Origin of the sequence: Stenotrophomonas sp. SAU14A_NAIMI4_5 (assembly GCF_003086795.1) — a bacterium.
Classification (GTDB): Bacteria; Pseudomonadota; Gammaproteobacteria; order Xanthomonadales; family Xanthomonadaceae; genus Stenotrophomonas.
In genome coordinates this window covers 3,024,518-3,048,567 of record NZ_CP026003.1, presented here as the reverse complement: position 1 = coordinate 3,048,567, position 24,050 = coordinate 3,024,518, and the positions used below count along the sequence as shown (strand labels likewise).

18 protein-coding genes and 2 tRNA genes are annotated in these 24,050 nt (G+C 65.6%); 19 read left to right on the top strand and 1 reads right to left on the bottom strand.

The features are described 5' to 3' along the window. Position 1 precedes the first annotated feature (1 nt). The 19 genes from nuoF to C1925_RS14175 all read left to right on the top strand — a co-directional run bounded on the left by nuoF (position 2) and on the right by C1925_RS14175 (position 22,978). Positions 2 to 1,342, top strand: a complete 1,341-nt coding sequence (gene nuoF, locus C1925_RS14265) for an NADH-quinone oxidoreductase subunit NuoF (protein WP_108769455.1) — start codon at positions 2 to 4, stop codon at positions 1,340 to 1,342. After that, positions 1,339 to 3,573, top strand: coding sequence for an NADH-quinone oxidoreductase subunit NuoG (gene nuoG, locus C1925_RS14260; protein ID WP_108769454.1), 2,235 nt, complete (start codon positions 1,339 to 1,341; stop codon positions 3,571 to 3,573). Before nuoF ends, nuoG begins: the two co-directional genes overlap by 4 nt. After that, entirely contained in the window at positions 3,570 to 4,664 is a 1,095-nt protein-coding gene (nuoH, locus tag C1925_RS14255; RefSeq protein WP_108769453.1) for an NADH-quinone oxidoreductase subunit NuoH, read from the top strand. The genes nuoG and nuoH overlap by 4 nt, the downstream gene beginning before the upstream one ends. A gap of 3 nt (positions 4,665 to 4,667) precedes the next feature. Then, on the top strand, positions 4,668 to 5,156 hold the full coding sequence (nuoI, locus tag C1925_RS14250) for an NADH-quinone oxidoreductase subunit NuoI (RefSeq protein WP_005410456.1): 489 nt from the start codon (positions 4,668 to 4,670) through the stop codon (positions 5,154 to 5,156). A 9-nt stretch (positions 5,157 to 5,165) separates the two neighbouring features. Beyond that, positions 5,166 to 5,825, top strand: coding sequence for an NADH-quinone oxidoreductase subunit J (locus C1925_RS14245; RefSeq protein ID WP_108769452.1), 660 nt, complete (start codon positions 5,166 to 5,168; stop codon positions 5,823 to 5,825). Further along, positions 5,822 to 6,127, top strand: coding sequence for an NADH-quinone oxidoreductase subunit NuoK (gene nuoK / locus C1925_RS14240; RefSeq protein ID WP_053519917.1), 306 nt, complete (start codon positions 5,822 to 5,824; stop codon positions 6,125 to 6,127). Before C1925_RS14245 ends, nuoK begins: the two co-directional genes overlap by 4 nt. A 7-nt stretch (positions 6,128 to 6,134) precedes the next feature. Beyond that, on the top strand, positions 6,135 to 8,306 hold the full coding sequence (nuoL, locus tag C1925_RS14235; protein ID WP_108769451.1) for an NADH-quinone oxidoreductase subunit L: 2,172 nt from the start codon (positions 6,135 to 6,137) through the stop codon (positions 8,304 to 8,306). Positions 8,307 to 8,329: 23 nt separating this feature from the next. Beyond that, a complete protein-coding gene (locus tag C1925_RS14230) occupies positions 8,330 to 9,838 on the top strand; it encodes an NADH-quinone oxidoreductase subunit M (protein ID WP_108769450.1) in 1,509 nt (502 codons plus the stop codon). Positions 9,839 to 9,853: 15 nt separating this feature from the next. Then, positions 9,854 to 11,314, top strand: a complete 1,461-nt coding sequence (gene nuoN, locus C1925_RS14225; protein ID WP_079222602.1) for an NADH-quinone oxidoreductase subunit NuoN — start codon at positions 9,854 to 9,856, stop codon at positions 11,312 to 11,314. Positions 11,315 to 11,441: 127 nt separating this feature from the next. Next, a tRNA-Met gene (locus tag C1925_RS14220) sits at positions 11,442 to 11,518 on the top strand. Positions 11,519 to 11,601: 83 nt separating this feature from the next. Continuing rightward, positions 11,602 to 11,678: transfer RNA gene (locus tag C1925_RS14215), tRNA-Met, on the top strand. A 404-nt stretch (positions 11,679 to 12,082) separates the two neighbouring features. Next, positions 12,083 to 12,673 carry a ribosome maturation factor RimP gene (gene rimP, locus C1925_RS14210; protein WP_108769449.1) on the top strand — a complete coding sequence of 197 codons (591 nt, stop codon included), beginning with the start codon at positions 12,083 to 12,085 and terminating at the stop codon, positions 12,671 to 12,673. Between the two features lie 4 nt (positions 12,674 to 12,677). Next, positions 12,678 to 14,189, top strand: a complete 1,512-nt coding sequence (gene nusA, locus C1925_RS14205; protein WP_108769448.1) for a transcription termination factor NusA — start codon at positions 12,678 to 12,680, stop codon at positions 14,187 to 14,189. A 92-nt stretch (positions 14,190 to 14,281) separates the two neighbouring features. Then, positions 14,282 to 16,930, top strand: coding sequence for a translation initiation factor IF-2 (gene infB, locus C1925_RS14200; RefSeq protein WP_108769447.1), 2,649 nt, complete (start codon positions 14,282 to 14,284; stop codon positions 16,928 to 16,930). Between the two features lie 204 nt (positions 16,931 to 17,134). Next, a complete protein-coding gene (gene rbfA / locus C1925_RS14195) occupies positions 17,135 to 17,518 on the top strand; it encodes a 30S ribosome-binding factor RbfA (protein ID WP_005410447.1) in 384 nt (127 codons plus the stop codon). Positions 17,519 to 17,631: 113 nt separating this feature from the next. Next, positions 17,632 to 18,540: a tRNA pseudouridine(55) synthase TruB gene (gene truB / locus C1925_RS14190; RefSeq protein ID WP_108769446.1), complete on the top strand. Its 909-nt coding sequence runs from the start codon at positions 17,632 to 17,634 to the stop codon at positions 18,538 to 18,540. Positions 18,541 to 18,714: 174 nt separating this feature from the next. Further along, positions 18,715 to 18,975 carry a 30S ribosomal protein S15 gene (gene rpsO / locus C1925_RS14185; protein ID WP_005410445.1) on the top strand — a complete coding sequence of 87 codons (261 nt, stop codon included), beginning with the start codon at positions 18,715 to 18,717 and terminating at the stop codon, positions 18,973 to 18,975. Positions 18,976 to 19,125: 150 nt separating this feature from the next. After that, the gene (gene pnp, locus C1925_RS14180; protein WP_108769445.1) at positions 19,126 to 21,234 is read left to right on the top strand and encodes a polyribonucleotide nucleotidyltransferase; all 2,109 of its coding nucleotides are present in this window, start codon (positions 19,126 to 19,128) and stop codon (positions 21,232 to 21,234) included. Positions 21,235 to 21,409: 175 nt separating this feature from the next. Then, on the top strand, positions 21,410 to 22,978 hold the full coding sequence (locus C1925_RS14175) for a winged helix-turn-helix domain-containing protein (protein ID WP_108769444.1): 1,569 nt from the start codon (positions 21,410 to 21,412) through the stop codon (positions 22,976 to 22,978). On the opposite strand, the gene C1925_RS14170 is transcribed toward C1925_RS14175, so the two are convergent. Continuing rightward, entirely contained in the window at positions 22,947 to 24,011 is a 1,065-nt protein-coding gene (locus tag C1925_RS14170; RefSeq protein WP_108769443.1) for a serine hydrolase, read from the bottom strand. The genes C1925_RS14175 and C1925_RS14170 overlap by 32 nt on opposite strands. Positions 24,012 to 24,050: the final 39 nt, after the last annotated feature.

Here is a 24,050-nt window from a genome sequence, read left to right as displayed (position 1 = left end):
CATGGCACATCACCACGAATCCAAGGGTCCGGTCGGCCCCGCGCCGCTGCCGCACCAGGTGGTCTACACCACCCTGCATTACGACACCCCGTGGTCGTACGAAAGCTACCTGAAGACCGGTGGCTACGCCGCCCTGCGCAAGATCCTCGAAGAGAAGATCCCGCCGGAGCAGGTCATCGAGATGGTCAAGGCCTCGGGCCTGCGCGGCCGCGGTGGCGCTGGCTTCCCGACCGGCCTGAAGTGGTCCTTCATGCCCAAGGGCAACATGCAGAAGTACATCCTCTGCAACTCGGATGAATCCGAGCCGGGCACCTGCAAGGACCGCGACATCCTGCGCTACAACCCGCATTCGGTCGTGGAAGGCATGGCGATCGCCTGCTACGCCACCGGCTCGACCGTGGGCTACAACTACCTGCGCGGTGAGTTCCACCACGAGCCGTTCGAGAACTTCGAGCAGGCCCTGGCCGATGCCTATGCAAACGGCTGGCTGGGCAAGAACGTGATGGGCTCGGGCGTGGACATCGACATCTACGGTGCCCTGGGCGCCGGCGCCTACATCTGCGGCGAAGAAACCGCGCTGATGGAATCGCTGGAAGGCAAGAAGGGCCAGCCGCGCTACAAGCCGCCGTTCCCGGCGAACTTTGGCCTCTACGGCAAGCCGTCGACGATCAACAACACCGAAACCTACGGTTCGGTGCCGGCGATCATCCGCAACGGTCCGGAGTGGTTCAAGGGCCTGAGCCTGACCGGAAACGGTGGCCCGAAGTGCTTCTCCGTCTCCGGCTGCGTGCAGAACGGCGGCAACTTCGAAGTGCCGCTGGGCACCACCTTCGACGACCTGCTGGAAATGGCCGGTGGCCTGCGTCCGGGCCGCACCCTGAAGGGCGCGATCCCGGGCGGCGTGTCGATGCCGGTGCTGACCGCGGCCGAGCTGAAGGGCCTGCCGATGGACTACGACACCATCCGTGCACTGGGCTCCGGCCTGGGTTCGGGCGCCGTCGTGGTGCTGGATGACAGCGTCTGCTGCGTCAAGTTCGCCTGCCGCATCAGCCAGTTCTTCCACAAGGAATCCTGCGGCCAGTGCACCCCGTGCCGTGAAGGCACCGGCTGGATGCACCGCGTGCTGGAGCGCATCGTCGCCGGCAAGGCCACGATGGAAGACCTGCACCAGCTGAAGGCGGTGGCCGGCCAGATCGAAGGCCACACCATCTGTGCGTTCGGCGAAGCGGCTGCATGGCCCATCCAGGGCTTCCTGCGCCAGTTCTGGGACGAGTTCGAGTACTACATCGTCAACGGTCATTCGATGGTTGACGGCAAGAAGGTGGAGGCAGCCGCTGCATGAGCGCGCAACCCGTAAATCCGAGCGTCCCACCCGATCACGTCACCATCGAGATCGATGGCAAGTCGCTGGTCGTGCCCAAGGGCTCGATGATCATCCAGGCCGCCGACAAGGCCGGCATCTCCATTCCGCGCTTCTGCTACCACGAGAAGCTGCCGATCGCTGCCAACTGCCGCATGTGCCTGGTGGACGTGGAGAAGTCGCCGAAGCCGGCGCCGGCCTGCGCCACCCCGGTGATGGACGGCATGAAGGTCGCCACCCGCAGTGAGAAGGCGCTCAAGTTCCAGCGTTCGGTGATGGAGTTCCTGCTCATCAACCATCCGCTGGACTGCCCGATCTGCGACCAGGGCGGCGAGTGCGAGCTGCAGGACGTTTCGCTGGGCTATGGCCGTTCGGTCAGCCGCTTCAACGAGCGCAAGCGCGTGGTGCCGGACGAGGACATGGGTCCGCTGGTCGCCACCGAGATGACCCGCTGCATCCAGTGCACCCGCTGCGTGCGCTTCACCGCCGACGTGGCAGGCACCTACGAACTGGGTGGCATGTACCGCGGCGAGAACCTGCAGATCGGTACCTACGACGGCAAGCCGCTGACCACCGAGCTGTCCGGCAACGTCGTCGACGTCTGCCCGGTCGGCGCGCTGACCAACAAGGTGTTCCAGTTCCGCGCCCGTCCGTGGGAACTGACCGCGCGCGAATCGCTGGGCTACCACGACGCCATGGGTTCGAACCTGTTCCTGCACGTGCGTCGCGGCGAAGTGCTGCGTACCGTGCCGCGCGACAACGAAGCCGTGAACGAGTGCTGGCTGTCCGACCGTGACCGCTACTCGCACCAGGGCCTGTACAGCGAAGACCGTGCGGTCAAGCCGCTGCGCAAGGTCAACGGCGAGTGGAAGGAAGTGAGCTGGGCCGAAGGCCTGGCTGCGGCCGCCGAGATCCTCAAGGCCCACCAGGGTGACCACCTGGGCGTGCTGGTGCACCCGTCGACCTCCAACGAGGAAGGCGCGCTGCTGGCCCGCCTGGCCAAGGGCCTGGGCTCGAACAACATCGACCACCGCATCAACAACCGCGATTTCTCCGACGCAGCAACCGCCGAAGTGTTCGGCCTGCCGCTGGCCGAGATCGAAGGCGCCGACCGCATCGTCGTTCTGGGCAGCAACATCCGCCACGAACTGCCGCTGCTGCACGCCCGCCTGCGCAAGGCGCAGACCACCAGGGGCGCGAAGATCCACGTCGTCAACCCGGTGGACTTCGACTTCGCCTTCAGCATCGCCGGCAAGCAGATCGTTGCCCCGTCGAAGTTCGTCGACGCGCTGGCCAGCGAAGAACTGCGTTCGGCAGTGCAGGGCGGTACCAACACCGTGCTGATCGTCGGTGGCATCGCCGAGAACCACCCGCAGGCCGCCGCGATCCGCGCCGCTGCGCGTGATTTCGCTGCCGCCACCGGTGCCAAGCTGTGCCGCATCCCGCAGGGCGCCAATGCCGTGGGCCTGACCCGCGCCGGCGTGCTGCCGGCTGGCAAGGACGTGGCCACCATGCTGGCGCAGCCGCGCCAGGCCTACGTGGTGTACGGCCTCGAGCCGGGCCTGGACTTCGCCGATGCCCCGGCCGCGCGCAAGGCGCTGGTCGGTGCCAAGGTGGTGGCCTTCAGCCAGTTCGCCTGCGTCTCCACCCGCGACGTTGCCGACGTCATCCTGCCGATCGGCGCGCTGCCGGAAATCGACGCCACCCTGACCAACCTCGATGGTCGCGAGCAGTCGGCCCGTGCCGGCGGCAAGCTGCCGGGCGAGGCCCGCGAGGGCTGGCGCGTGCTGCGCGCACTGGGCGGCGACATGGCGCTGGCCGGTTTCGACTTCACCGACCTGGCCGGCCTGCGTGCCAGCCTGGCGCCGGTGTCGGTCGCCGTGGCGGCCTCGGCCCAGCCGGCCGTTGCCGGCGAAGGCCTGGAAGTGGCTTCGACCGCTGCGATCTACCGCACCGATGCGGTGGTCCGTCGCGCGCCGGCGCTGCAGTCGCATCCGCTGAACAACGCCCCGCGCATCGTGCTGAACGCTGACGATGCCGCGCGCCTGCAGCTGCAGGAAGGGCAGATGGCCAAGGTCGGCACCGATGCCGGCAAGGCCACCCTGCCGGTGGTGGTCGACGCCCGCGTCGCTGCGGGTTCGGTCTGGATTGAATCGGGCCACGGCGCGACCGCGCCGCTGGGTGCCGCTCGCGTATCGGTGGTGGCTGCATGAACGAATTGCTGTTGAACGCGGTCGACCCGCTGCACCAGTGGCTGCTTGCCCTCGGTGATATCGGCGCGCTGATCTGGATCATCCTGAAGATCCTGGTGATCGCCGTGCCGGTGATCGTCTCGGTGGCCTTCTACGTGGTCTGGGAACGCAAGCTGATCGGCTGGATGCACGTCCGCCACGGCCCGATGTACGTGGGCATGGGCATCTTCCAGGCCTTCGCCGACGTCTTCAAGCTGCTGTTCAAGGAAGTCCTGCAGCCGAGCAGCGCCAACAAGGCGATCTTCCTGCTCGCGCCGCTGATCACCCTGGCCCCGGCGTTTGCCGCCTGGTCGGTGGTGCCCTTCGACTCGCAGATCGTGCTGTCCAACGCCAACGCCGGCCTGCTGTACCTGCTGGCGATGACCTCGCTGGGCATCTACGGCATCATCCTGGCCGGTTGGGCATCCAACTCGAAGTACGCGTTCCTGGGTGCCATGCGCGCCTCGGCGCAGATGATCAGCTACGAAATCGCGATGGGCTTCGCCCTGGTCGGCGTGATGATCGCTTCGGGCAGCCTGAACCTGAGCAGCATCGTGATGGCCCAGGCCGGCAGCTCCGGCTTCTTCGACTGGTTCCTGATCCCGCTGTTCCCGCTGTTCGTCATCTACTGGGTGTCGGGCGTGGCTGAAACCAACCGCGCTCCGTTCGACGTGGTGGAAGGCGAATCGGAAATCGTCGCCGGCCACATGGTCGAATACTCCGGCGGTGCCTTCGCCCTGTTCTTCCTGGCCGAATACGCGAACATGATCCTGATCAGCTTCCTGATCTCGATCTTCTTCCTCGGCGGCTGGCTGAGCCCGATCCAGGGCTGGGCGGACTTCGGCGATGTCTCGCCGCTGGTCGACTGGATCTGGAAGGGCGGTGCACCGTGGCTGTTCGTCAAGGTGTTCTTCTTCGCCAGTGCCTACATCTGGTTCCGTGCCAGCTTCCCGCGCTTCCGCTATGACCAGATCATGCGCCTGGGCTGGAAGGTCTTCATCCCGCTGGCCATTCTGTGGATCGCGGTTACCGCCGTCATGGTGTTCTTCGGCGTGATTCAAAAGGGCGTCTAAGTGATGAACAGGATTACCCATTACTTCAAGAGCCTGCTGCTGCTCGAACTGCTGGCCGGTCTCTGGCTGACGCTGAAGTACAGCTTCAAGCCGAAGTACACGATGATGTACCCGATGGAGAAGTTCCCGCAGTCGCCGCGCTTCCGTGGCCTGCACGCCCTGCGCCGTTACCCTAACGGTGAAGAGCGCTGCATCGCCTGCAAGCTGTGCGAAGCGGTGTGCCCGGCACTGGCCATCACCATCGACTCGGCCAAGCGCGAGGACGGCACCCGCCGTACCACGCGCTACGACATCGATCTGTTCAAGTGCATCTTCTGCGGCTTCTGCGAAGAAAGCTGCCCGGTGGACTCGATCGTCGAAACCCACATCCTCGAGTACCACTTCGAGAACCGTGGCGAAAACATCGTTACCAAGCCGCAGCTGCTGGCCCTTGGCGATCGTCTCGAAAACGAGATCGCCGAGCGTCGTGCCGCCGATGCCGCTTACCGCTGAGGTCGAGAGATGGATTGGGTAAATATCGCTTTCTGGGTGTTCGCCATCGCGGCAACGGTTTCGGCCGGTGCGGTGATCAGCGTGCGCAACCCGGTTCACGCCGTGCTCTGCCTGGTGCTGACCTTCTTCTCCATCGCCTGCGTGTGGCTGCTGGTCGGTGCCGAGTTCCTCGGTGTCGCCCTGGTGCTGGTCTACGTCGGCGCGGTGATGGTGCTGTTCCTGTTCGTGGTGATGATGCTCGACATCGATCCCACTAACCTGCGTGAGGGCTGGGTGCGCTACCTGCCGGTCGGCCTGATCGTGGCCGTGGCCATGCTGGTGCAGATGCTGATCCTGATCGGGGTGAAGGGCAGGGCGGTCAACGCCTTCCCGGCGGACAACGCTGCCGCCCTGGCCGCGGACACGTCCAACATCACCTGGCTGGCACGCAGCCTGTTCACCGAGTTCCTGCTGCCGTTCGAGTTCGCCGCCGTCATCCTGACCGTGGCCGTGGTCGCCGCCGTCATGCTGACCCTGCGTCGCCGCACCGGTGTGAAGAGCCAGAACCCGGGTGACCAGACCATGGTCAAGGCCTCGCAGCGTCTGCGCGTGGTCAAGATGGACGCCGAACAGCCGCTGGTCCACACCAACACCAAGCCGGTCGCGGGCGACGAGGAGACCCAGGCATGATCACTCTCGGCCACATCCTGGCGCTGGGCGCGGTGCTGTTCTGCATCAGCCTTGCCGGTATCTTCCTCAACCGCAAGAACATCATCGTCCTGCTGATGTCCATCGAGTTGATGCTGCTGTCGGTGAACATCAACTTCGTCGGGTTCTCGCGCCAGCTGGGCGATCCGTCGGGTCAGCTGTTCGTGTTCTTCATCCTGACCGTCGCCGCAGCCGAGGCCGCCATCGGCCTGGCGATCCTGGTGACCCTGTTCCGTACACGCCGCACTATCAATGTCGGCGAAGTCGATTCGCTGAAGGGCTGATCCACAGATGGAAATCACTCTCTCCAAGAGTCTGTTGATCGCAGTGGTGCTTGCACCGCTGTTCGGCAGCATCATCGCCGGCCTGTTCGGTCGCCAGGTCAAGCGCTTCGGCGCCCAGACCGTCACCATCCTCGGCGTGGCCATCAGCTGCGCCCTGTCGATGTACACGCTGTACCAGCTGGTCTGGGGCGGTGCACAGCCGTTCAACCAGAACCTGTACACCTTCTTCGAAGTCGGCCAGTACTCGGCCCATGTCGGCTTCATGGTCGACAAGCTGACCGCGATGATGATGGTGGTGGTGACCTTCGTGTCGCTGCTGGTCCACATCTACACCATCGGCTACATGGAAGAAGACCCGGGCTACCAGCGCTTCTTCAGCTACATCTCGCTGTTCACCTTCTCGATGCTCACCCTGGTGATGAGCAACAACTTCCTGCAGCTGTTCTTCGGCTGGGAAGCGGTGGGCCTGGTGTCGTACCTGCTGATCGGCTTCTGGTTCAAGCGCCCGACCGCGATCTTCGCCAACATGAAGGCGTTCCTGGTCAACCGCGTCGGTGACTTTGGCTTCCTGCTCGGCATCGCCGGCGTGCTGTGGGTGTTCGGCACCCTGGACTACTCGCAGGTCTTCTCGCAGGCCGGCGCCCTGGCCAGCCCCGAAGCCAAGATGCAGATCTGGGACGGCACCGTGTTCGGCATGCAGCTGCTGAGCGACCCGGTTGTCTGGTCGATCGCCACCGTCATCTGCATCTGCCTGTTCATTGGCGCCATGGGCAAATCGGCCCAGGTTCCGCTGCACGTGTGGTTGCCGGATTCGATGGAAGGCCCAACCCCGATCTCGGCACTGATCCACGCCGCGACGATGGTGACCGCCGGTATCTTCATGGTCACCCGCATGTCGCCGCTGTTCGAGCTGTCGCAGACCGCGCTGAACTTCATTCTCTTCATCGGTGCCACCACCGCGTTCTTCACCGGCCTGATCGGCATCGTGCAGAACGACATCAAGCGCGTGGTCGCGTACTCGACGCTGTCCCAGCTCGGCTACATGACCGTGGCGCTGGGCGTGTCGGCCTACTCGGCCGCCGTGTTCCACCTGATGACCCACGCCTTCTTCAAGGCGCTGCTGTTCCTGGGTGCCGGCTCGGTCATCATCGCGATGCACCACGAGCAGGACATGCGCAAGATGGGCGGCCTGCGCAAGTACATGCCGATCACCTTCGTCACCATGTGGATCGGTACCCTGGCCCTGGTCGGTACGCCGTTCTTCTCCGGCTTCTACTCGAAGGACACCATCATCGAGGCCGCCGAGATCCACGCCCACATGCAGAACACCTGGGTGGCCACCTATGGCTACTGGGCAGTGCTGGGTGGCGTGCTGGTGACCAGCTTCTACAGCTTCCGCCTGCTGTTCCTGACCTTCCATGGTCCGGAGCGCTTCCGTGACGCGCACCACGATGACCACGGCCATGACGACCATCATGCCGCCGATGCCCATCACGCCGATGCGCACCACGGCGATGCCCATGACGACCACGGCCATGGCCACGGTCCGCATGAGCCGCACGAAACCCCGTGGGTGGTGACCCTGCCGCTGATCCTGCTGGCCATCCCGTCGATCGCCATCGGTTTCTTCAGCATCGGTCCGATGCTGCACGGCACCGACTGGGCCGGCCACCACGCCCACGAGGCGATCAAGGGCCAGGCGACCACGTTCTTCACCGGCATCGTCGATTTCTACGATCCGGCCAAGAACACCGTGGCCTTCCTCGGCGAGGAGTTCCATGGTCCGGTCAAGTTCGCCCTGCACGGCATGATGCTGCCGCCGTTCTGGCTGACCCTGGCGGGCTTCCTGCTGGCCGCGCTGTTCTACCTGTGGAAGCCGGACCTGTCGGGCAAGGCCCGCAAGACCTTCGCTCCGCTGGTCTCGGTGCTGGAAAACAAGTACGGCTTCGACAAGCTGTGGATCGACGGTTTTGCCGGTGGCAGCGTCAAGCTCGGCAAGGTCGCTCGCTGGATCGACAGCAACATCGTCGACGGCGTGGTCAATCTCTCGGCACGTGTTGTGGACGTCGCAGCCGGCGTGCTGCGTCGTACCCAATCCGGTTTCCTCTATCACTACGCCTTCGCGATGATCATCGGCCTGATTGCCCTCCTGGGCGTGCTGATGCATTACCTGCGTTGATGACCTGTACGGAATAAGAAGACGTGTCGAACTGGCCCCTACTCAGTGTCCTCATCTGGCTGCCGATCCTCGGCGGTGCCCTGATCCTTGCGATCCGTGATGCGCAGACCGCCCGCTGGGCGTCGATCGGCGTGGCGCTGCTGACCTTCGTTGCGAGTCTCTCGCTGCTCGGCGGCTACAACCCGGCTGCCGATGGCATGCAGTTCGTCGAGACCCATGCGTGGATCCCGGCGTACAAGATCGGCTACAACCTGGGCGTGGATGGCATCGCCATCGCGCTGATCCTGCTGACCACCCTGGTCGGCGTGCTGGCCCTGCTGGGTGCCTGGAGCGCGATCGACAAGCGCGTGAACCAGTACGTGGCGGCCTTCCTGATCCTGGAAGGCGTCACCGTCGGCATCTTCTCGGCCACGGACGCGATGCTGTTCTACGTGTTCTTCGAGGCGATGCTGATCCCGATGTTCCTCATCATCGGTGTCTGGGGCGGCCCGCGCCGCATCTACGCCGCGATGAAGTTCTTCCTGTACACCTTCCTCGGCTCGGTGCTGATGCTGGTGGCGCTGATCTACCTGTACATGAAGGGTGGCAGCTTCCAGCTGGCCGACCTGTACGCGCTGCCGCTGAGCGCCAAGGAACAGACCTGGATCTTCTTCGCCTTCCTGATCGCCTTCGCGGTCAAGGTGCCGATGTTCCCGGTGCACACCTGGCTGCCGGACGCCCACGTGGAAGCGCCGACCGCCGGTTCGGTGATCCTGGCCGCCATCGCCCTGAAGATCGGTGGCTACGGCTTCCTGCGCTTCAACCTGCCGATCGTTCCGGATGCGTCCAACGAATGGGCCTGGCTGGTGATCGCCCTGTCGCTGATCGCGGTGATCTACGTCGGCCTGGTCGCTCTGGTGCAGGACGACATGAAGAAGCTGATCGCCTATTCGTCGATCGCGCACATGGGCTTCGTCACCCTGGGTACCTTCATCGCCCTGTGGCTGGTGCGTGAAGCCGGCAACGCCGATGCAGCCCGCCTGGGCCTGCAGGGCGCCATGGTGCAGATGATCTCGCACGGCTTCGTGTCCGGTGCGATGTTCTCCTGCGTCGGCGTGCTGTACGACCGCATGCACAGCCGCCGCATCGCCGATTACGGCGGCGTGGTCAACGTGATGCCGTGGTTCGCCACCTTCGCCATGCTGTTCTTCATGGCCAATGCCGGCCTGCCGGGCACCAGTGGTTTCGCCGGTGAATTCATGGTCATCCTGGCTGCGTTCCAGCGCAATCCGTGGATCGCCCTGGGCGCCGCCACCACCCTGATCATCGGTGCGGCTTACACCCTGTGGCTGTACAAGCGCATCTTCTTCGGCGAAGTGGCCAACAGCCACGTGGCCGAACTGAAGGACATCAACGGCCGCGAATGGGCGCTGCTGAGCGTGTTCGCCATCGGCGTGCTGGCGCTGGGCATCTACCCCAAGCCGCTGACCGACCTGATGGAGCCCTCGATCGCGAAGCTGGCGATGCAGATCGCATCCAGCAAGCTGCTGTAATTCCAGGATTTGATGATGACCACCTCGCCGCTGCTGCCATTGACCGCCGCTGACCTGCCACCGCTCGCTCCCGAGCTGGTGCTGATCGGCAGCGCCTTCGCCCTGATGATCCTCGACCTGTTCGTCAGCAACCGGAACAAGATCGTCACCCACCTGTTCTCGGTCGCTGCACTGGCCGTGGTGCTGTTCATGCTCGCCACCGGCGTGGGCGGGCAGGGTGAGGTCTTCCACGGCATGTTCGTGCGCGATACCGCCGCGGACGTGATGAAGACCGGGATCGTGCTGCTCAGCGGCCTGACCCTGGTCTACGGCTGGCGCTACCTGCGCGACCGCAACCTGTTCCAGGGCGAGATCCCGGTGCTGATCCTGTTCGGCACCGCCGGCATGATGATCCTGGTTTCGGCCGGCAGCCTGCTGATGGTCTACCTGGGCCTGGAACTGCTGGCCCTCTGCTCCTACGCACTGGTCGCCAGCAACCGCGACAGCGGCCTGGCCTCGGAAGCGGCGATGAAGTACATCGTCCTCGGTTCGCTGGCCTCGGGCCTGCTGCTGTACGGCATGTCGCTGATCTACGGCGCCACCGGCAGCCTGCACCTGGATGCCATCCAGGCCGCCATCCCGCATTCGGATGAGCGCGTGCTGCTGATCACCGGTGCGGTCTTCATGATCGCCGGCGTGGCCTTCAAGCTGGGTGCCGCTCCGTTCCACATGTGGCTGCCCGACGTGTACCAGGGTGCGCCGGCGCCGATCGCGCTGTTCATCAGCTCGGCACCGAAGCTGGCCGCCTTCGGCATGGCTTACCGCCTGCTGGAAATGGGCGTGGGCCCGCTGTCGACTGAACTGCAGCTGCTGATCGCCGGCCTGGCCGCCGTGTCGCTGGTCATCGGCAACCTGATGGCCATCGCGCAGAGCAATCTCAAGCGCATGCTGGCGTTCTCCACCGTGTCGCACATCGGCTTCCTGCTGATGGGCATCGCCGGTGGCGGCGCTCAGGGCTATGCCGCCGCGCTGTTCTACGCACTGGCCTACGCCATCATGTCCACCGCCGCCTTCGGTGCGATCATCGCCCTGTCGCGCGCCGGCTTTGAAGCCGAGAACATCGAGGACTTCAAGGGCCTGAACGCCCGCAACCCGTGGATGGCCGGCCTGGTGCTGTGCATCATGGCGTCGCTGGCCGGCATCCCGCCGTTCCTGGGCTTCTGGACCAAACTGGCCGTGCTCGGCGCTGCCGTCAACGGCGGCCTGCTGTGGCTGGCCATCCTCGGCGTCCTGTGTGCCGTGGTCGGCTGCTTCTACTACCTGCGCGTCATCAAGGTCATGTACTTCGATGAGCCGGTGGGCGAGGCCATGCCGCGCAACAACGACCGCGTGCTGGGCGTGGTGCTGGGCGTGAATGCCCTGGCGCTGCTGGCCCTGGGCCTGGCCTGGAACCCGATCATGGTCTGGTGCCAGCAGGCATTTGCGCATCTTGCATAAAAGTTGACACAAAGCTGCGCGATTCGTGTAATATGCGCAGCCTGAGTTGTCACTGCAGCGGTTCAGCCAGAACATCGTTGCGGTAGCCCTCCTCGAAAGAGCGGGGCAGCAGTTCAAACACTTCCGGTGCGGGGTGGAGCAGTCTGGCAGCTCGTCGGGCTCATAACCCGAAGGTCGCAGGTTCAAATCCTGCCCCCGCTACCAAACTTCAGATCGGCGCCAACCGGTTTGATGAATGAGGGAAAGCTTGCATGTTTTGAAGTTATCACTCATAATTCCGCTTCTGATGCGGGGTGGAGCAGTCTGGCAGCTCGTCGGGCTCATAACCCGAAGGTCGCAGGTTCAAATCCTGCCCCCGCTACCAAGTAAAGAGATCGCCTTCGAAGCCCTGCTTCGGAGGCGTTTTTCTTTGGGCGTACGCTGGATCCGCCGGGCATGGCCTGGCGCTACCACCGCGCGTGGTCCCGGTAGCGCCGGGCCATGCCCGGCGAGCGCAGCGGCCGGTTGCAAGGCGGTCCAAGCCTTGCACCAGCGAGGTGCAGCCGCTATCATCAGCGGCCTAGGCAGTACCCCTGAAGGCGGCCTCCCCACGGGAGACCCGGTCCGGAAGGAGGGCTCGCAACACGCTTACGCAGCGCGTTGCAACCGGAATCCAGTCACCGGAGTCTTTCCGGAAAAAGGGGCCCAGCGGGCCCTTTGTCGTTTCCGGGGCGTCATGTTTTCCCCGCCGGCCGTGGCCGGCACCCAACCAAGAGATCAAGGCAGGCTGTGAGCGACAAGGCAACCGACATCGCGAATCTGCTCGGCCCGACCGTTGTGTCGCTGGGCCTGGAGCTGCTGGGCGTTGAGTATCTGCCGGCCCCCGGCGGTGCGACCCTGCGCCTTTACATCGACGTGCCGCTGGCTGAACAGCCCGAGCGCATCATCAACGTGGACGACTGCGAGCGCGTCAGCCGCGAAGTGTCCGCGCAGATGGACGTCGAAGACCCGATCAGCGGCAACTACACGCTGGAAGTGTCTTCGCCGGGCGTCGACCGTCCGCTGTTCAACCTGGAGCAGTTCGGCCGTCACCTGGGCGAAATGGCCAAGGTCACGCTGAAGCTGCCGCAGGACAACCGTCGTCGCCTGCAGGGCCGCATCGAAGCGACCGACGAGGCTGCGGACACCATCACCTTCATCGTCGACAAGACCGAAGTGGTCGTGTCGGCCGACAACATCGACAAGGCCCGGATCATGCCGGACTGGGTTGCCCTGGGCCTGGCCCCGAGCAAGCCGACCGGCCCGGCGCCGAAGCGTCCGAAGCCGGACAAGAATTCTTCTTCCAACGAGCCGGCGGCAAAGAAGCCGCGCGCGGAGTGAGCCAATGAGCAAGGAACTGTTGCTGGTAGTGGACGCGGTCGCCAACGAGAAGGGCGTGCCGCGTGAAGTGATCTTCGATGCGATCGAGGCCGCCCTGGCGTCCGCAGCGAAGAAGCGCTATGCCGACGAGGAAGTGCTGACCCGCGTGGTCATCGACCACAAGGATGGCAGCTACGAAACCTACCGCCGCTGGGAAGTGGTGGCCGATGACGTGGTCATGGAATCGCCGGACCGCCAGATCCGCCTGATGGACGCCGTCGACGAAGCCGAAGGCGTGGACGTCGGCGACTACATCGAAGAACAGATCGAAAACCCCGATTTCGGCCGCATCGCCGCCCAGGCCGCCAAGCAGGTCATCGTGCAGCGCGTGCGCGAAGCCGAGCGCCAGCAGGTCGTCGATGCGTGGAAGGATCGCGTCGGCGAGCTGATCACCGGTGTGGTCAAGCGCGCCGAGCGCGGCAACATCTACGTGGACCTGGGCGGCAACGCCGAAGGTTTCATCCCGAAGGACAAGGGCATCCCGCGCGACGTGCTGCGCGCCGGTGACCGCGTGCGCGGCTATCTGGCCGAAGTGCGTTCGGAACCGCGTGGCCCGCAGCTGTTCATCAGCCGCGCCGCCCCGGAATTCATGATCGAGCTGTTCAAGCTCGAAGTGCCGGAAGTCGGCCAGGGCCTGGTGGAAATCAAGGCCTGTGCCCGCGATCCGGGCGACCGCGCCAAGATCGCCGTGCTGGCCCACGATACCCGTACCGATCCGATCGGTGCCTGCATCGGCATGCGCGGTTCGCGCGTGCAGGCCGTGTCCAACGAGCTCAATGGCGAGCGCGTGGACATCGTGCTGTGGAACGACAGCCCGGCCAACTTCGTCATCAACGCGATGGCACCGGCTGAAGTGCAGTCGATCATCGTCGATGAAGACAAGCACTCGATGGATCTGGCCGTGGCCGAAGACCGCCTGGCCCAGGCCATCGGCAAGGGCGGCCAGAACGTGCGCCTGGCCAGCCGCCTGACCGGTTGGCAGCTGAACGTGATGACCCAGGACCAGGTCACCGCCAAGTCGGAAGCCGAGCAGTCGTCGGCCCGCCAGCTGTTCATGGACAAGCTGGAAGTGGACGAGGAAATCGCCGGCATCCTGGTCAGCGAAGGCTTCGGTACGGTTGAAGAAATTGCTTATGTCCCGGTCGGCGAACTGCTGGCCGTGGAAGGTTTCGACGAGGACATCGTCGAAGAGCTGCGCGCTCGTGCCCGCGATGCGCTGCTCAATGAGGCCCTGGCAGTCGAGGAAGGCCTTGAAGACGGCCAGCCGGCGCAGGACCTGCTGTCCCTTGAGGGCATGGACGAAGCCACCGCGTACGCGCTGGCCGGCCACGGCGTGCGCACCAGCGAGGAGCTTTCCGACCTGGCCGCCGACGAGGTCATGGACTTCGGCATCGAAGGGCTGGACCAGGAGCGCGCCGCGGCGCTGATCCTGGCCGCGCGTGCCGAGGAGATCGCCCGACTGGAACGCGGCGAATGAGCCGGCAATGAACAGGGCCCTGAGCCGATCAGGGCGTAGAATCCGCGCCACCTCCATCTGCGGGGGGGCGCCCACAAGATCATAGGATCCGAATGTCGCAGCAAACCACCATCCGCAAGCTTGCCGAACTGGTCAACACGCCGGTCGAGAAACTGCTGGAACAGCTGGCCGGTGCCGGCATGAAGTTCAGCGGTCCCGACCAGGTCGTGACCAGCACCGAGAAGGTGAAGCTCCTGGGCTTCCTTCGTCGTTCGCACGGCAAGCCCGAGCAGGCCCCGGAAGAGACTGATCAGTCTGCAAAGAAGATCACGCTCAACCGCCGGAAACAGCAGGAAGTGACGGTCAATTCCGGTCGCAGCAAGACGACCGTGAATGTCGAGGTGCGCCAGAAGCGTACCTACGTCAAGGATGGTGCGCGTGCCATGACGCCGGACGAAGAGCGTGCCGACATCCTGCGCAAGCTGGAAGAGTCGCGCGCCCGCAACCTCGCCGAACAGCAGGCCCTGGCCGAAAAGGATCGTCTGCGCGACGAAGCCATCGTCCGTGCCCGTGAGGAAGAAGTTGCCGCCAAGGAACGTGCCGAGGCCGAGAAGAAGGCTGCCGAGGAAGCTGCAGCTGCCGCCAAGGCCGCCGAGGCCCTGGCTGCCACCAAGCCCAAACGCGCTCCGATCGACGAAACCGCACCGCGCCCGCCGCGTACCCCGGCTGCCGCTCCGGCCGCACCGCGTGGTGCTCCGCCGGCACCGCCGCGCAACGACGACCGCAACAACCGCAGCGCGCCGCGCAGCGAGCGTGGCCCGGGCGATCGTTTCGCCGGCCAGATGCACCTGTCGGCTGCCGACCGTGCGCGTCGTGGCAACAGCAACAACAGCAACAACCGCGGTCGTCCGGGTGGTCGCAACCAGAGTGGCGGCCGTCGCGACATGTCGCGTGGTGGCAACAACGCTGGTCCGCACGCCTTCGAGCGTCCGACCGCACCGGTCGTGCGTGAAGTGGCGATCGGCGAAACCATCACCGTGGCCGACCTGGCGCAGAAGCTCGCGCTGAAGGGCGGCGAGGTGGTGAAGGCGCTGTTCAAGATGGGCGTGATGGCCACCATCACCCAGTCCATCGACCACGACACAGCCGCGCTGGTGACCGAAGAACTCGGCCACAAGGCGATCCGTGCCAATGACAACGACGCCGAAGACGCACTGCTGGCCTCGACCGGTGAAAACCAGGGCGAAGCTGTGCAGCGTCCGCCGGTGGTCACCATCATGGGCCACGTCGACCACGGCAAGACCTCGCTGCTGGATTACATCCGCCGCACCAAGGTCGCCCACGGCGAAGCCGGTGGCATCACCCAGCACATCGGTGCGTACCACGTTGATACGCCGAAGGGCGTCATCAGCTTCCTGGATACCCCGGGCCACGCCGCGTTCACCTCGATGCGTGCCCGCGGTGCCAAGCTGACCGACATCGTGGTGCTGGTGGTTGCCGCCGACGACGGCGTCATGCCGCAGACCAAGGAAGCGATCCAGCACGCCCGTTCGGCGGGTGTGCCGCTGATCGTGGCCATCAACAAGATCGACAAGTCCGGTGCCGACCCGATGCGGGTCAAGAACGAACTGCTCTCCGAGCAGGTCGTGGCCGAAGACTTCGGTGGTGACATCCAGATGGTGGAGATCTCGGCCAAGACCGGCCTGGGCATCGACGACCTGCTGGACGCCGTCTCGGTCCAGGCGGAACTGCTGGAGCTGAAGGCCGTCGACGAAGGCCGCGCCGCAGGCGTGGTCATCGAATCCTCGCTGGACAAGGGCCGTGGCCCGGTCGCCACCGTGCTGGTGCAGCAGGGCCGCCTGAAGAAGGGCGACTACCTGGTGTGCGGCATCCAGTACGGCCGCGTGCGTGCGCTGTTCGACGAAACCGGCAAGCAGCCGGAGTTCGCCGGTCCGTCCATCCCGGTGCAGGTCCTGGGCCTGTCCGGCGTGCCGGAAGCCGGTGACGACTTCGTGGTCGTCGAGGACGAGCGCCTGGCCAAGGACGTTGCCCAGCAGCGTGAGACCAAGCGCCGCGAATCGCGCCTGGTCGCCACCGCTGGCAGCCGCATGGAAGACATCATGGCGACCCTGGGCAAGGGCGAGGGCCAGCAGGTCCTCAACCTGGTCATCAAGGCCGACGTGCAGGGTTCGGTGCAGGCGCTGAGCCAGGCACTGGTCGCGCTGTCCAACGAAGACATCCGCATCAACGTGATCCATTCCGGCGTGGGCGGCATCACCGAGTCGGACGCCAATTCGGCTGCCGCTTCGAAGGCCACCGTCATCGGCTTCAACGTGCGTGCGGACGCTTCGGCCCGTCGCATCATCGAATCCAACGGCGTGGACCTGCGTTACTTCTCGATCATCTATGACGTGATCGACCAGGTGAAGCAGGTGGCATCCGGTCTGCTGGGCGTGGAGATCCGCGAAGAGATCATCGGTATCGCCGAGGTCCGCGACGTCTTCCGCAGCTCCAAGCTGGGCGCGGTTGCCGGCTCGATGGTCATCGAGGGCGTGGTCAAGCGCAACAAGCCGATCCGCGTGCTGCGCGACAGCGTGGTGATCTTCGAGGGCGAGCTGGAATCGCTGCGCCGCTTCAAGGAAAACGTCGAGGAAGTCCGCAACGGTACCGAATGCGGTATCGCGGTGAAGGCCTACAACGACGTCAAGCCGGGTGACCAGATCGAGTGCTTCGAGCGTATCGAAGTGCCGCGCACCCTGTAATGCTGCAAGGTGGCCCGACCAACGGTCGGGCCCTACCGTGAAGTAGAACCCGGCCAATGGTCGGGTACCATGTAGATGTAGCGCCCGACCGTTGGTCGGGCGACAATCGAATCAAAGGTAGCGCCCGACCGTTGGTCGGGCGACATTCGAATCAAAGGTAGCGCCCGACCGTTGGTCGGGCGACAACTGAACCAAGAGCTCCTCGTGCCCAAGACTTTCCATCGAACCGACCGTGTCTCCGCCCAGCTGCGCCGTGAACTCGGCACCCTGGTGCACAACGCCGTGCGCGAGCACGGGTTGCCCTCGGTGAGCGTGTCCGACGTGGAAATCACCCGCGACATGGCCCATGCCAAGGTGTTCGTCACCGCGCTGATGCCGGAACGTTCGGCCGAAGCCGTGGCTGGCCTGAAGGAGCTGGGCTACCGCCTGCGCATGGACCTGGCCCGCGCGATGAAGCTGCGCCATGTGCCGGAGTTGCATTTCCACTACGACGACTCGGTTGACCGTGGTGAGCACATCGACAACATCCTGCGCGACCTGCCCGATACGCTGGCCGCGGAGAAGCGTCGCGAGAGCGACGAAGAATAAGCTTGCGCCGGGTGATGCCCGGCGTTTTTCATTCTGACCGTGCGAGGCCGGACGCTGGCCGCGCTTCGGCAGTCGAGCTCGCCGGGCATGGCCCGGCGCTACCCGTATTTGACATGACCCGAATTCAGTTCCGCCGCCTGGATGGCATCCTGCTGCTCGACAAGTCGACCGGCATGAGCTCCAACGCCGCCCTGCAGGTGGCCCGCCGCCTGTTCCGTGCCGAAAAGGGCGGCCACACCGGCAGCCTCGACCCGCTGGCCACCGGCCTGCTGCCGCTGTGCTTCGGCGAGGCGACCAAGATCGCCGGCCTGCTGCTGGGCTCGGCCAAGGCCTATGACGCCGAGATCCAGCTCGGCCAGACCACCGATACCGATGATTCCGAAGGCCAGGTGCTGCTGCAGCGCCCGGTCCCGGCGATCAGCGCCGAGGCCCTGCAGGCCGCACTGGCACCGCTGACCGGCAGCATCCTGCAGCGCGCCCCGATCTATTCGGCGCTGAAGCAGGGCGGCGAGCCGCTGTATGTGAAGGCGCGCCGCGGTGACGTCATCGAGGCGCCCGAGCGCGAGGTGCAGGTGCATGCCATCGAGGTGCTCGAGCAGCAGGCCGAGCGCCTGCGGCTGCGGGTGACCTGCGGTTCGGGCACCTACATCCGCAGCCTGGCCCGTGACCTCGGCGAGGCGCTGGGCTGTGGCGCCCACATCAGCGCGCTGCGCCGGCTGTGGGTCGAGCCGTTCCTCGCCCCGGCCATGGTCACCCTGGACCAGCTGCGGGCGATGGTCGAGGCCGGCGACGAGGCGGGCATGGAGGCGCTGCTGCTGCCGCTGGCCGCCGGCCTGGCCGAATACCCGCGGGTCGACCTCGACGCTGAACAGGCGCACCGCTTCTGTGTCGGCCAGCGCCAGCGCGACGCCGCCTGGCCGCGCGGCCTGGTGGCCGTGTACGGGCCGGACGATGCTGTCCAGGGCTTGGGGCAGGTCGACGACAGTGGCCTGCTGGCCCCGCAGCGCCGCTTCAACCTCTGACGGGACCCGGCCGGTTCAGCCCCGGTCCTTGTTCCCGGAGCCCCTGACCGTTACAATTTCGCGGCCGTTTTCCGGCAACCTGCCTCGCGCAGGTTTCATCCTCGTAGTCCACGGCGAGCCTGGCGGTGCGCGAAGCGCGTTCCTGCCGGCCACGCATCACAGAGAAAAAAGAAAATGTCGATCGACACCCAGAAGGTCATTGAAGACAACAAGCGCAGCTCGGCTGACACCGGCTCCCCGGAAGTCCAGGTTGCCCTGCTGACCGCCCGCATCGAACTGCTGACCGGCCACTTCAAGACCCACAAGAAGGACCACCACAGCCGCCGCGGCCTGCTGCAGATGGTCAACCGCCGTCGCAGCCTGCTCGACTACCTGAAGAAGAAGGACGTCGAGCGTTACAAGGCCCTGATCGAAAAGCTTGGCCTGCGTCGCTAAGCAAAGAATCCCCCGCGGCGCAGCGATGCGCCGCGGTTTTGTTTTGTAGCACCGGAATACCGATTCAGACCGGAACGATCCGGTCACCCGCTGGCGGCAAGGGTCGCCGACGGTCCAAATTCGCAGACAGCATCCCCAAGGACACCCTCCGTGGCAAAAATCACCAAAACCTTCCAGTACGGCAAGCACACCGTCACGCTTGAAACCGGCGAAATCGCCCGTCAGGCCGGTGGCGCCGTCATCGTCAAGTTCGACGACACCGTGCTGCTGGTCTCCGCCGTCGCCGCCAAGAGCGCGCGCGAAGGCCAGGATTTCTTCCCCCTGACCTGTGACTATCAGGAGAAGTTCTACGCAGGTGGCCGTATCCCGGGTGGCTTCTTCAAGCGCGAAGGCCGCGCGACCGAGAAGGAAACCCTGATCTCGCGTCTGATCGACCGTCCGATCCGTCCGCTGTTCCCGGAAGACTACAAGAACGAAGTCCAGATCATCGCCACGGTGATGTCGCTGAACCCGGAAATCGACGGTGACATCCCGGCCCTGATCGGTGCCTCGGCTGCCCTGTCGCTGGCCGGTACCCCGTTCAAGGGTCCGATCGCCGCCGCCAAGGTCGGTTACAAGAACGGCGAGTACATCCTCAACCCGACCGTGTCGGAGCTGAAGGAATCGGAGCTGGAGCTGGTTGTTGCCGGTACCGCCAACGCCGTGCTGATGGTTGAATCCGAAGCCGCGCTGCTGTCCGAAGACGTGATGCTGGGCGCCGTGACCTTCGGTCACCGCGAAATGCAGAAGGTCATCAACGCGATCAACGAGCTGACCGTGGAAGCCGGCACCAAGCCGTCGACCTGGGTGGCCCCAGCCAAGAACGACGCGCTGATCAGCGCCCTGCAGGAAGCCATCGGCCCGCGCCTGGGCGAAGCCTTCCAGGTGCGCGACAAGCTGCAGCGCCGTGACGCCATCTCGGCGATCAAGAAGGACGTGGTCGAAACCCTGGCTGGCCGCGTGGCCGCTGAAGGCTGGAACCCGGCCGAGCTGTCGAAGGAGTTCGGCGAGCTGGAATACAGCACCATGCGCAACTCGGTGCTGGACACCAAGGTCCGCATCGACGGCCGTCAGCTGGACACCGTCCGCCCGATCGCCGTGCAGACCGGCATCCTGCCGCGTACCCACGGTTCCTCGCTGTTCACCCGCGGTGAAACGCAGGCCATCGTGACCATCACCCTGGGCACCGCCCGTGATGGCCAGGTCATCGATGCCGTGTCCGGTGAGTACAAGGAAAACTTCCTGTTCCACTACAACTTCCCCCCGTACTCGGTGGGTGAGACCGGCCGCATGATGGGCCCGAAGCGCCGCGAAATCGGCCACGGTCGCCTCGCCAAGCGCGGCGTGCTGGCTGTCATGCCGTCGCTGGAATCCTTCCCGTACACCATCCGCGTCGTCTCGGAAATCACCGAGTCGAACGGTTCCTCGTCGATGGCCTCGGTCTGCGGTTCGTCGCTGGCCCTCATGGACGCCGGCGTGCCGGTGAAGGCACCGGTTGCCGGTATCGCCATGGGCCTGGTCAAGGAAGGCGATCGCTTCGTCGTCCTGTCCGACATCCTGGGTGACGAAGATCACCTGGGCGACATGGACTTCAAGGTTGCCGGTACCGCTGAGGGCATCTCCGCCCTGCAGATGGACATCAAGATCGAAGGCATCACCGAAGAGATCATGAAGCAGGCTCTGCAGCAGGCCAAGGCTGGCCGTCTGCACATCCTGGGCGAAATGGCCCACGGCCTGACCGCTCCGCGTGAAGAGCTGTCGGACTACGCGCCGCGCCTGCTGACCATCAAGATCCACCCGGACAAGATCCGCGAAGTGATCGGCAAGGGTGGTTCCACCATCCAGGCCATCACCAAGGAAACCGGCACCCAGATCGACATCCAGGATGACGGCACCATCGTCATTGCTTCGGTCAACGCCATCGCTGCCCAGGCCGCCAAGGCCCGCATCGAGCAGATCACCTCGGACGTCGAGCCGGGCCGCATCTACGAAGGCAAGGTCGCCAAGATCATGGACTTCGGTGCGTTCGTCACGATCCTGCCGGGCAAGGACGGTCTGGTCCACGTGTCGCAGATCTCCAGCGACCGCGTCGAGAAGGTCGGCGACGTGCTGAAGGAAGGCGATGTGGTCAAGGTCAAGGTCCTGGAAGTCGACAAGCAGGGCCGTATCCGCCTGTCGATGAAGGCCGTCGAAGAAGGCGAAGGCGCCAGCGCCGAGTAATCGACCTCCGGTCGATTACGGTAGGTGAGGACCGTTGGTCCTCACGCTTTCGCCGCGGTCGATTACGGTAGGTGAGGACCGTTGGTCCTCACACCTTCGAAAAATGAAAAAGCGGGCTTCGGCCCGCTTTTTCTTTGCCTGTCTTCCGGCGCAGCCGTAACGCTATGCTTCGCCCATGGACACCCTACGCCTGCTCGACCTGGATATCGATCGCCCGGCGCAGCGCGTCAGTCGCAACGGCGAGGTGTTGCCGGTCAGCGGCCTCAGCTGGACCCTGCTCGACGTACTCCTCCGGCACGGCACCGACGTCGTGGATTTCGACACCCTGGCTGCCCAGGTCTGGGCACCGGCGGTGGTCGGCGAGGATGCGGTCAGCCAGCGGGTGAAGCTGCTGCGCCAGGCCTTGGGCGATGACAGCCGGCGGCCGCGGTACATCCGCTCAGTGCGTGGTCGTGGCTACCAGCTGTGTGCGCCGCCGCTGGCGGCCAGCGCACCACCCGCGCCATCCTCGCGCACCCGCAGGCTCGGCTGGGGCGTGGCGGCTGTCGCAGTGCTGGGCGTGGCCGCCACGCTGCTGCTGTGGCCCCGTTCGACGCCGCAGGGGGCAGGGCAGTCGCTGCTGCAGCGTGCCGAGTACTACGCGGGGATCGGCCAGGCCAACAACAACCGCGTGGCCATCACCCTGTACCGGCAGGCGCTGCAGGCTGATCCCGAATCCACGCCGGCGCGGCGCGGCCTGTCCCGTGCGCTGGCGGCGCAGGGCTGCCTGTTCAACGGCACGCCCGAGCAGTTGCGCGAGGCGCTGGCATTGGCCGAGCAGGAGCGCCAGCGCACCCCCGGCGATGCCGCCGCACACGCCCTGTGGGGCTACGCGCAGGACTGCCTGGGCGACATGCGGCAGGCGATCACCGGCTACAGCCGCGCGCTCGAGCTCGAGCCTGGCGACGAGCGCAGCCGCGCATCGCTGGCCTACCTGCAGCAGGAACGCGGCCAGCTCGCCACGGCGCTGCAGGCCAACCTGTCGCTGAAGGCGCCCGAGCGCATCCGCTTCCGTGACGTGCAGGTCGCTCGCGAGCTGGAACTGCTCGGCTTCACCCAGGCGGCTGCGGATCGCCACGCGCGCAATTTCCAGCTGTACCCGGACAACGTGTTCTCCAACATCGCCTGGCCGCGCAGCCTGTACCTGGCCGGCGCGCCACAGCGGGCCCGGCAGGCGCTGGATGAAGCGCTCGCGCGTGGCACCCCGCATCCGCAGCTGCTGCGCCTGCAGGGCGAACTGGCATTGCTGGCGGGCGACGCTGCAGGCGCCGCCGACGCGTTCGAGCGTGGCCGCCAGCTGCGGCCACAGCAGTCGCTGGGCCAGACGCTGGCGGCGTTGCATGGCGCGCAGGCTGCGGACGCCGCGTGGATCGACCAGCGCCTGCAGCAGCTCGCTGCCAGTGCGGGAGCGGGCGATGGCTGGCCCGATGCAGCGCTGGAGCGCGCGTTGCTGCTGCAGGCCCAGGGCCATGCAGGCGATGCGGTGGCGGCACTGCAGCAGGCGGTCGATGACGGCTTCCGCGACGTGGCGTGGCTGCGTGCCACCCCGCTGTTCGTCCCCCTGCGCAGCGCGCCCGGCTGGCCGGTCCTGCTGCAGCGGCTGGATGCCGACATCGCCCGGCAACGTGCGCAGGTGCTGGCCGCCAGCTGGCGGCCGGACGACCTGGCCGCGCTCAGCGCAGCGCCGGCAGCAGGAACTCGGTGAGGATGCGCCGCGACTGCGGATGGGCGAAGTTGCGATTGAACGCCTGGCTGGTGACCACCGCCACCACGCGCTGCTCGGGCAGCACGAACACGTAGTTGCCGCCGTTGCCGGACATCGCCCACACCGTGCGCGGTGAACCCTGCACGTCCAGCTTCAGGCCCCACCACTGGTAGCCGTAGTCGCCGCCGTCGGAGGTGGTCGCCTGCGCTCGCACCATCGCCTCGATGTACTCCTTCGGCACCAGCTGGCGGCCCTGCCAGCGGCCACCGTCCAGCACCAGCTGGCCGAAGCGGGCGAGGTCCTGCGTGCGGTAGCGGGTGCCGCCGCCGCCCATGCCGATGCCCTCCGGTGAGCGGTTCCACTGGCTGCGGGTGATGCCCAGCGGCCGCTCCAGGACGCGCGCGGCGTAGTCGGCCAGTGCTTGGCCGCTGGCTTTCTCCAGTACCGCGCCCAGAACGAACGGATTGGCGGTGCAGTAGGCGAACGCGCGCCCATGCGGGCTGTCCTCCGGCCGCTGCATCCACGGCGCGAAGCCCTTCACCGGCAGACCCAGGGTGAAGTCCAGCCACTTCTCGGACACGTACATGCGTTCCTCGTGGCCGGACGAGAACTGGTTTTCGTCATCGCATTCCCACAGGCTGCTCATGGTCAGCAGATCCTGCACGGTGGTGGCGCGCAGGCGGGGGTCGACCGCGTGCCGGGCGGTGTAGGCCGGAAAGTAGTCGTACACCCGGGCCTGCACGCCGGGCAGGGTGCCCTCACCAATGGCGGCACCGACCAGCAGCGCGGTCACGCCCTTGCTGGCCGAACGCACGTCGTGCAGAGTCTGCGCGTCGGCGCCATTGAAGTAGCCTTCGTAGACCACCTCGCCATCGACCTGCAGCAGCACGCTGCGGATCTGCTTCAGTTCATCGCTGGCGATGGCCTGCTGCAGGGCCTGCAGGCGGGCCGGGTCGGGTGGGGTGGCGCGGGCGGCGAAGGGCAGGGTGCAGACCGCGCAGAGCAGGGCGAGGGCAGGCAGGATCGAACGCATCGTCGGACTCCATCAAAGGGAGCCCGATTGAGCCTGCGC